This window comes from Kutzneria viridogrisea DSM 43870, from assembly GCF_000525635.1.
Classification (GTDB): Bacteria; Actinomycetota; Actinomycetes; order Mycobacteriales; family Pseudonocardiaceae; genus Kutzneria; species Kutzneria viridogrisea.
Genome location: NZ_CP007155.1, coordinates 7,377,408 through 7,386,353 on the forward strand (window position 1 = coordinate 7,377,408; position 8,946 = coordinate 7,386,353).

Below are 8,946 nucleotides of genomic sequence, written 5' to 3' on the forward strand. Positions count from 1 at the left end.
CGCGTTTCGTGGCGGCTCAGGTGAGCCCGAGTTCCCTGTCGATGAAGTCGAAGACCTCATCGGAGCTCGCGGACTGCAGGCGGTCCACGACGGCCGAACCGTCCTCGGACCCGGTGCTCTGGCTCAGTTTCTGCACCAGTGCCTGCAGGCGAGCGGTGATCCTGTTGCGGGACAGCTCCTCCGGCGACAGCGCGCTGGCCGCCGCCTCCAACCGGTCCAGTTCGGTGAGCACGCCCACCGCGCCGCCACCGGTGGCCCCAGTGAACAGCTCGGCGCGCAGGTGCTCGGCCAGCGCGGTCGGGTTGGCATGGTCGAAGATCACGGTGGCGGGCAGGCTCAGCCCGGTGATCACACCGAGGGCGTTGCGCAGCTCCACCGCGGTCAGCGAGTCGAAACCGAGGTCCTTGAAGGCGCGGCCCGGTTCCACCTCGGTGGCCGACTGGTAGCCCAGCACGGCGGCGACCTGTCCGCGCACCAGCTCCAGCAGCGCACGCCCGCGCTCGCCCTCGGTCAGGCCCGCCAACTGCTCGCGGAACCCGGCCGGTGCGGCCTCGGCGCGCGGTGCGGCGGCCAGTGCCCGCTGCACCTCGGGGATGTCGGCCAGCAGCGGACTCGGTCGCATGGCGGCGAACCCGGGCCCGAACTTCTCCCAGTCCACCTCGGCCACGACCACGCAGGTCTCCGCCTTGCCCAGCGCCTGGCTCATCGCGGTGATCGCCAGGTCGGGGCGCATCGGCAGCACCCCGCCGCGCCGCTGCCGCGCGGCCACGGCCTCGTCGGTGGCCATGCCCGCCTCGGCCCACGGCCCCCACGCGATGGAGGTCGCGGGCAGGCCCGCCGCGTGCCGCTGCTCGGCCAGCGCGTCCAGCGCGCTGTTGGCGGCCACGTAGTTGCCCTGCCCCGCCGCGCCGATGGTGCCCGCGAAGGAGGAGAACAGCACGAACGCGTCCAGTTCGCGGCCACGGGTCAGCTCGTCCAGGATGCGCGCGGAGTCCACCTTGGCCCGCAGCACGCCCGCCAGCCGCTCGGGGGTCATCGAGTCCAGCACCCCGTCGTCCAGCACGCCCGCCGCGTGCACGACCGCCGAGAACTCGGTGGCGGCCAACAGGTTCTCCACCGCTGCCCGGTCGGACATGTCGCAGGCGACCACGGTGGCGCGGTCCCCGAACTCCGGGGCCTCACCGCCGCGGCGGCTGGTCAGCACCACGTGCTCGGCACCGTTGTCCAGCAGCCAGGCCGCCACCTGACGGCCCAGCGCGCCGGTGCCGCCGGTGATCAGCACGGTGCCGCGGGGGCGCCAGCTCTCACCGGTACCGGCCAGCGGGGCGCGCACCAGTCGGCGGCCGAAGACCCCGGCGGAGCGCAGCGCCACCTGGTCCTCGTCGGCCAGCCCGGCGAGCACGGCGGTGAGCTGGTCACCGGTCCGCTCGTCCAGGGTCTCGGGCAGGTCCACCAGGCCGCCCCAGCGCTCGGGGTACTCCAGCGCGGCGACCCGGCCCAGGCCCCAGATCCCGGCCTGCTCGGTGCCGGTGATCGGGTCCGCGCTGCCGACCGAGACCGCGCCGCGGGTCAGCGCCCACATCGGGGCCTCGATCCCGGCGTCGCCCAGGGCCTGGAGCAGGCTCATCGTGCCGGTGAGCCCGAGCACCGACAGCACCCCGTCGTACTCGCCAGCGGCCTCGAACAGCCGTCCGGTGATCGACTCGCGGTCGGTGTCGTCCAGCTCCAGCGCGGTGACGGTGGCGCCGCGCTCCTCCAGGACCTTGGCCACCTCGGCGCCGTTGCCGGGGTGCACCAGCAGCCAGTTGCCCTGCTCGGCCGGGGCGCTGACCGAGGGCAGTTGCTTCCAGGTCACCCGGTAGCGCCAACTGTCGACAGTTGACTGTTCACCGCGCTGCTGCCGCCAGGCGGTCAGCGCGGGCAGGGCGGCGCTGAGCGGGGCCTCGGCGTCCACCCCGAGCTCACCCAGGTCCCCGCGCTCCACAGCGGCCCAGAACTGGGCGTCCACGGCGTCCTGTTCGCGGCCGACCGGGGCGGTGGCGATCTTCGGCCAGTAGCGCTGGTGCTGGAACGCGTAGGTGGGCAGTTCCACGATGCGCGCGTCGGCGGGCAGCAGCTTGGTCCAGTCGACGGCGAGGCCCTTGACGTACATGCTGGCCAGCGCGGTGGTGAAGGTCTTCACCTCAGCACGGTTCTTGCGCAGCGTGGGCACCCCGTTGGCCATGGCCGACAGCACCCCGTCCGGCCCCAGTTCCAACCAGCGCGTGACGCCCAACTCGGTGAGCTGCTGCACGCCCTGGTGGAAGCGCACGGCCTCACGCACGTGGCGCACCCAATACTCGGGCGTGGTCGGGTCGCCCTCGATGTTGCCGATGACGGGGATGACCGGCTGGTGGTAGGCCAGCTCGGCGGCGATCTGCCCGAACTCCTCCAGCATGGGGTCCATGCGCGGTGAGTGGAACGCGTGGCTCACCGTGAGCCGCCGCGTTTTGCGGTCGGTGAAATTCGAGACCACGGTCTCAACCGCGTCCTCGTCGCCGGACACGACCACCGAGTCCGGTCCGTTGATGGCGGCAACAGACACACGTTCAGTCAGTAGTGGCCGAACCTCGTCCTCGGTCGCCTGGATGGCGACCATTGCCCCGCCGGGCGGCAAAGCCTGCATCAAACGGCCCCGCGCGGCCACCAACCTGCTCGCATCGGCCAGGGACAGCACCCCGGCCACGTGTGCCGCGGCCAGCTCACCGATGGAGTGGCCGATCAGGTAGTCCGGCGTAACGCCAAACGACTGGGTTAGGCGATACAGAGCCACCTCGATGGCGAACAGCGCGGCCTGCGTGTACTCGGTCTGGTCCAGCAGCTCGGACTCACCGAACATCACCTCGCGCAGCGGCATGTCGAAGTGCGCGAGCACCTCGTCCAGGGCGTCGGCGAACACCGGGAACGCCTCGTACAGCTCGCGGCCCATCCCGGCGCGCTGCGAGCCCTGCCCGGAGAACAGGAACGCGGTCTTGCCGCTGTCGGCGACCCCGGTGATGGCCGCCGACTCGCGGTCGAGCAGCACCGAGCGGTACTCGAAGGTGGACCGGGTGGTGGCCAGCGAGTGGGCCACGTCCACGGCGCGCAGCTCGGGGTGGGAGTCCAGGTGGGCGAGCAGCCTGCGGGTCTGCGCGGACAGCCCGTCCTGGGTGCGCGCCGACAGCACGAACGGCACGTCCGCGGTGTCGGCCCCGGCCTGCTGGGCCGACTCGGGTGCCTGCTCGATGATGACGTGCGCGTTGGTGCCGCTCACGCCGAACGAGGAGATGCCCGCGCGGCGCTGGTCGCCGTCCCACGGCACGGGCCGGGTCAGCAGCTCCACGCTGCCCGCGGACCAGTCCACGTGCGAGCTGGGCTCGGTGACGTGCAGGGTCTGCGGCAGCACGCGGTGCTGGAGCGCCAGCACCATCTTGATGACGCCCGCGACACCCGCGGCGGCCTGCGTGTGGCCGATGTTCGACTTGACCGAGCCCAGCCACAGGGGCCGCTCGCGGTCCTGGCCGTACGTGGCGAGCAAGGCCTGCGCCTCGATCGGGTCGCCCAGCGAGGTACCGGTGCCGTGCGCCTCGACAGCGTCCACATCGGACGGTGCGAGGCCCGCGACGGCCAGGGCCTGGCGGATCACCCGCTGCTGCGAAGGACCGTTCGGCGCGGTCAGGCCGTTCGAGGCACCGTCCTGGTTCACCGCGGAACCCTTGACCACGGCGAGGATCGGGTGGCCGTTGCGCTGGGCCTCGGACAGCCGCTCCACCACGAGCACGCCCACGCCCTCGCCCCAGCTCGTGCCGTCCGCGCCGTCGGAGAACGCCTTGCAGCGCCCGTCCTTGGCCAGACCGCCCTGTCGGCTGAACTCGATGAACGCACCGGGGGTGGACATGACGGTCACGCCGCCCACGAGCGCCATGCTGCACTCGCCGCGCTGCAACGCCTGTGCGGCCCAGTGCAGCGCCACCAGCGAGGACGAGCACGCCGTGTCCACCGTGACAGCCGGACCCTCAAGGCCCAGCGAGTACGCCACGCGCCCGGACACGACGCTGGCGGCGTTGCCGGTGCCAGCGTGTCCCTCGGAGTCCTCGGCGGCGTAGGTGAGCAGGGTCGGGTAGTCCTGGCCGTTGGTGCCGACGAACACGCCGATCGGCTTGCCCTGCGCGGAGGCCGGGTTCACGCCCGCGCTCTCCAGGGCCTCCCAGGAGGTCTCCAGCAGCAAGCGCTGCTGGGGGTCCATGGCCACGGCCTCACGCGGGGAGATGCCGAAGAAGCCGGGGTCGAACTCGGTGGCCCCGCTGAGGAAACCGCCCTCGCGCACGTAGAACTTGCCAGGCTTGCCGGGCTCGGGGTCGTAGAAGGCGTCGAAGTCCCAGCCGCGGTCGGCCGGGAACGGGCCGATGGCGTCCCCGCCGCCGGACAGCAGCCGCCACAGGTCCTCCGGGGAGTCGACCCCGCCCGGGAACCGGCAGCTCATGCCCACGATGGCGATCGGGTCATCCACATTGGCCGCCACGCCCACCGTGGCCGTCTCGACCTGCGTGATGCCCAGTTCGGTCAGCACGTGCGTGGCGAGCGTGGTGGCGGTCGGGTAGTCGAACACCATGGTGGCGGGCAGCCGCAGACCGGTCGCGGCGCCCAGCGAGTTGCGCAGCTCCACGGCGGTCAGCGAGTCGAAGCCCAAGTCGCGGAACGGGCGGTCCACGTCCACAGCGTCCGGAGTGGCGTGTCCGAGCACAGCAGCCGCGTGGGCCCGCACGAGCGCCAGCACCGCTGCGTCACGCTCGGCCTCACCGAGCTCAGCGAGCTGCTGCGCCAAGGTCTGCGTGCTCGCCGTGTCCGGCATGGCCACGAACTCACTCAGCAGCGCACTGGGCCGCACGGCCACGAAGCCAGGACCGAACTGGTCCCAGTCCACGTCGGCCACGACCACGCAGCCCGCCGACTGCTGCAACGCCTTGAGCGCCAGCTCGGGCGCCATGGGCGGCAAGCCGCCACGACGCATCCGCTCGCTGCCGTCAGCGGCCATGCCCGACTCGGCCCACGGACCCCACGCGATGGAAGTCGCCGACTGACCCCCAGCACGCCGCAGGTCGGCCAGCGAGTCCAGCACGCTGTTGGCGGCTACGTAGCTGCCTTGGCCCGCAGCACCCACAGCGCCCGCGAAGGAGGAGAACAGCACGAAGGCGTCCAAGTCGCCGGTGAGCTCGTGCAGGTTGATCGCCGCGTCGACCTTGGCGCGCATGACGCCAGCGAGCCGGTCGGGGGTCAGTGAGTCCAGCACACCGTCGTCCAGCACACCGGCCGCGTGCACCACGGCGGTGAACTCGTGCTTGGAGAGCAGGATCTCCAGTGCGGCGCGGTTGGCGATGTCGCAGGCCACGACGCTGGCGCGGTCGCCGAACTCCGGGGCCGTCCCGCCCCGGCGGCTGGCCAGCACCACGTGCTCGGCGCCGTTGTCCAGCAGCCACTGGGCGACCTGGCGGCCCAGGGCGCCGGTGCCGCCGGAGATCAGCACGGTGCCGCGGGGCTGCCACTTGCCGGTGGCCGCCGCGGCGCGGGTCAGGCGACGGCCGAGCACGCCGGTGTCGCGGATGGCGACCTGGTCCTCGCCAGTGGTCCCGGCCAGCACGGCGTGCAGGCGGCCCAGCGCGCGGGCGTCCAACTGCTCCGGCAGGTCGATCACGCCGCCCCAGCGGTCGGGGTGCTCCAGCGCGGCGACCCGCCCAATGCCCCAGATCGCGGCCTGGCGCACGTTGGTGACGACGTCGCGGCGGCCCACCGAGACGGCGCCACGGGTGAGGCTCCACAGCGGGGCGCCGCGGTCGAGGTCGCCGAGGGCCTGGATCAGCGCCACGGTCTCGTCGAGGTTCAGCGCGGACAGCACACCGTCGGCCGGGCGGTCACGCAGCAGCTCGGCGAGCTGGGCACGGTCGGCGTTCACCGGGCACTCGACCACGGTGACCTGCTCGCCGAGCGCGAGCTCGGTGCCGGGGTGGACCAGCAGCAGCCACGAGCCGGTCAGGGTGGCCGAGCTGGACACCGGCACGGGCTGCCAGGTGACCTCGTACCGCCAACTGTCGACAGTTGACTGTTCACCGTGCTGGCGGCGCAGCGCGGTCAGCTGCGGCAACGCGTCACGGAGCGAGGCCTCGGCGTCCACGCCGAGCGCCTCGAAGTCGCCCTGCTCCACGGCGGCCCAGAACTGGGCGTCCACGGTGTCCACGGGCGCCGCGGTCGGCGCACCGGCCGGGGCCTCCAGCCAGAACCGCTGCTGCTGGAACGCGTAGGTGGGCAGGTCGACCCGCTTGCCGCCCCACTCGGCGGCCACGGTCTTCCAGTCCGGGGACAGGCCGCCCGCGTGCAGCTGGCCGATCGCGGTGAACAGCGTGGTCGGCTCGTCGCGGTCCTTGCGCAGCACTGCCACGCCGCCAGCCATCGCGGCGAGCACACCGTCCGGGCCGAGCTCCAGGAAGCGCGTGACGCCCAGGCCGCGCAGCTTCTCGATCCCGGCGTGGAAGCGCACGGCCTCACGAACGTGGCGCACCCAGTACTCAGGGGTCGTCGGGTCGCCCTCGGTGTTGCCCACCACCGGGATCTGCGGCTGATTGAACGTCAGCCCCGAAGCGACCTTGCCGAACTCCGCCAGCATCGGGTCCATCAACGGCGAGTGGAACGCATGGCTCACCGTCAGGCGACGAGTCTTACGGTCGGTGAAATGTGAGACGACAGTCTCAACCGCGTCCTCAGTCCCAGAAACGACCACCGAGTCCGGCCCGTTGATCGCAGCGATCGACACCCGGTCAGTCAGATGCGGAACAACCTCGTCCTCAGTCGCCTGGATCGCGACCATCGCACCACCAGTGGGCAGCGCACCCATCAGCTTGCCGCGCGCCGCAACCAACTTCGCCGCGTCCCCCAGCGACAGGATCCCGGCGATGTGCGCCGCGGCCAGCTCACCGATCGAGTGGCCGACCAGGTAGTCCGGCTTCAGCTCCCAGGACTCCACGAGCCGGTACAGCGCGACCTCGATCGCGAACAGCGCGGGCTGCGTGTACTCGGTGCGGTGCAGCGCCTCTGAGTCGCCGAACATGACGTCCTTCAGATCAGTGGAAAAGTGCGCCAGCACCTCATCCAAAGATCCAGCGAACTTGGGAAAAGCCGCGTACAGCTCCCGGCCCATGCCCGCACGCTGCGAACCCTGACCGGAGAACAGGAACGCCGATTTGCCGCCGCTCTTGCCACCGGCCGGGATCGTGCCCTGCACCAGTCCACTCGTGCCCACACCGCTGGCCAACGCGGTGAGCTGGCGACGGAAGTCCTCGGCGCTCTCCCCCACCAGCACGGCCCGGTGCTCGAAGGAGGCCCGGCCGGTGGCCAGCGAGTGCGCGACGTCCACAGTGGACTTTGAGTCGAGGATCTCCAACAGGGCGGCGGCCTGGGCACGCAGCGCCTCGGGGCTGCGCCCGGACACCAGCCAGGGCACGACCCGCTGCGGGGCAACGGCGTCCGCCGCCTCCTCGGCGGGAGCCTGCTCGACGATCACGTGGGCGTTGGTGCCGCTGATGCCGAACGAGGAGATGCCCGCACGACGCACCTCGGCGTCCCAGGGCCGCGCCTCGGTCAGCAGCCGCACGTCGCCCGCCGACCAGTCCACGTGCGGGGAGGGCTCGTCCACGTGCAGGGACTGCGGCAGCACACCGTGCCGCATGGCCAGGACCATCTTCATGACCCCGGCGATACCGGCGGCCGCCTGCGTGTGGCCGATGTTCGACTTCACCGAGCCCAGCCACAGCGGGTTCTCGCGGCCCTTGCCGTAGGTGGAGATCAGCGCGTGCGCCTCGATCGGGTCACCGAGCACGGTGCCCGTGCCGTGCGCCTCGACAGCGTCCACATCGGACGGTTGCAGGCCCGCGCTCTCCAGCGCCTGGCGGATCACCTGCTGCTGGGACGGGCCGTTCGGCGCGGTCAGGCCGTTGGAGGCACCGTCCTGGTTCACCGCGGAACCCCGGACCACGGCGAGGATCGGGTGGCCGTTGGCCTGCGCGTCGGACAGCTTCTCCAGCAGCACCAGGCCGACGCCCTCGGACCAGCCGGTGCCGTCGGCCCCGGCGGCGAAGGGCTTGCAGCGCCCGTCGGCGGCCAGCCCACGCTGACGGCTGAACTCCAGGAACATTCCGGGGGTGGACATGACGGTCACGCCACCGGCCAGCGCGAGCGAGCACTCACCGCGCCGCAGTGCCTGCGCGGCCCAGTGGATGGCCACCAGCGAGGAGGAGCAGGCCGTGTCCACCGTGACGGCCGGACCCTTCAGGCCCAGCACGTAGGACACCCGCCCGGACACGACCGCGGTCGAGTTGCCGGTGAGCATGTGGCCTTCCACGCCCTCGGGCAGCGCGGTCAGCCCCGCGCCGTACCCGGTGGAGGCGGCGCCGACGAACACGCCGGTGCGCGTGCCCTTCAGCGAGTGCGGGTCGATGCCCGCCCGCTCGAAGGCCTCCCAGGAGGCGTTGAGCAGCAGGCGCTGCTGCGGGTCGGTGGCCATGGCCTCGCGCGGGGACATGCCGAAGAAGCCGGGGTCGAACTGCGCGGCGTCGTACACGAAGCCGCCCTCGCGCACGTAGCTGGTGCCCGACTGGCTGGCGTCGAGGTTGTAGAGCGCCTCCAGCGGCCAGCCCCGGTCCTCCGGGAACTGCCCGATCCCGTCCCCGCCCTCGGCGAGCAGGTCCCACAGCTGCTCGGGCGTCCTGATGCCGCCCGGGAACCGGCAGCTCATCGCCACCACGGCGATGGGCTCGCTGTCGCGTTCCTCGACCTCACGCAGCCGGCGATGGGCCAGCCGCAGGTCAGCGGTCACCTTCTTCAGGTAGCCGAGCAGCTTGTCCTCGTCCGCCACGTCTCGTCACCTTCCTTGCCACTGAC

General features: G+C 72.0%; 1 protein-coding gene. It reads right to left on the reverse strand.

Features of this window, described 5'->3' with window-relative positions:
• Window positions 1-16: 16 nt before the first annotated feature.
• Window positions 17-8,920: a type I polyketide synthase gene (locus tag KALB_RS32245; protein WP_025359804.1), complete on the reverse strand. Its 8,904-nt coding sequence runs from the start codon at window positions 8,918-8,920 to the stop codon at window positions 17-19.
• Window positions 8,921-8,946: the final 26 nt, after the last annotated feature.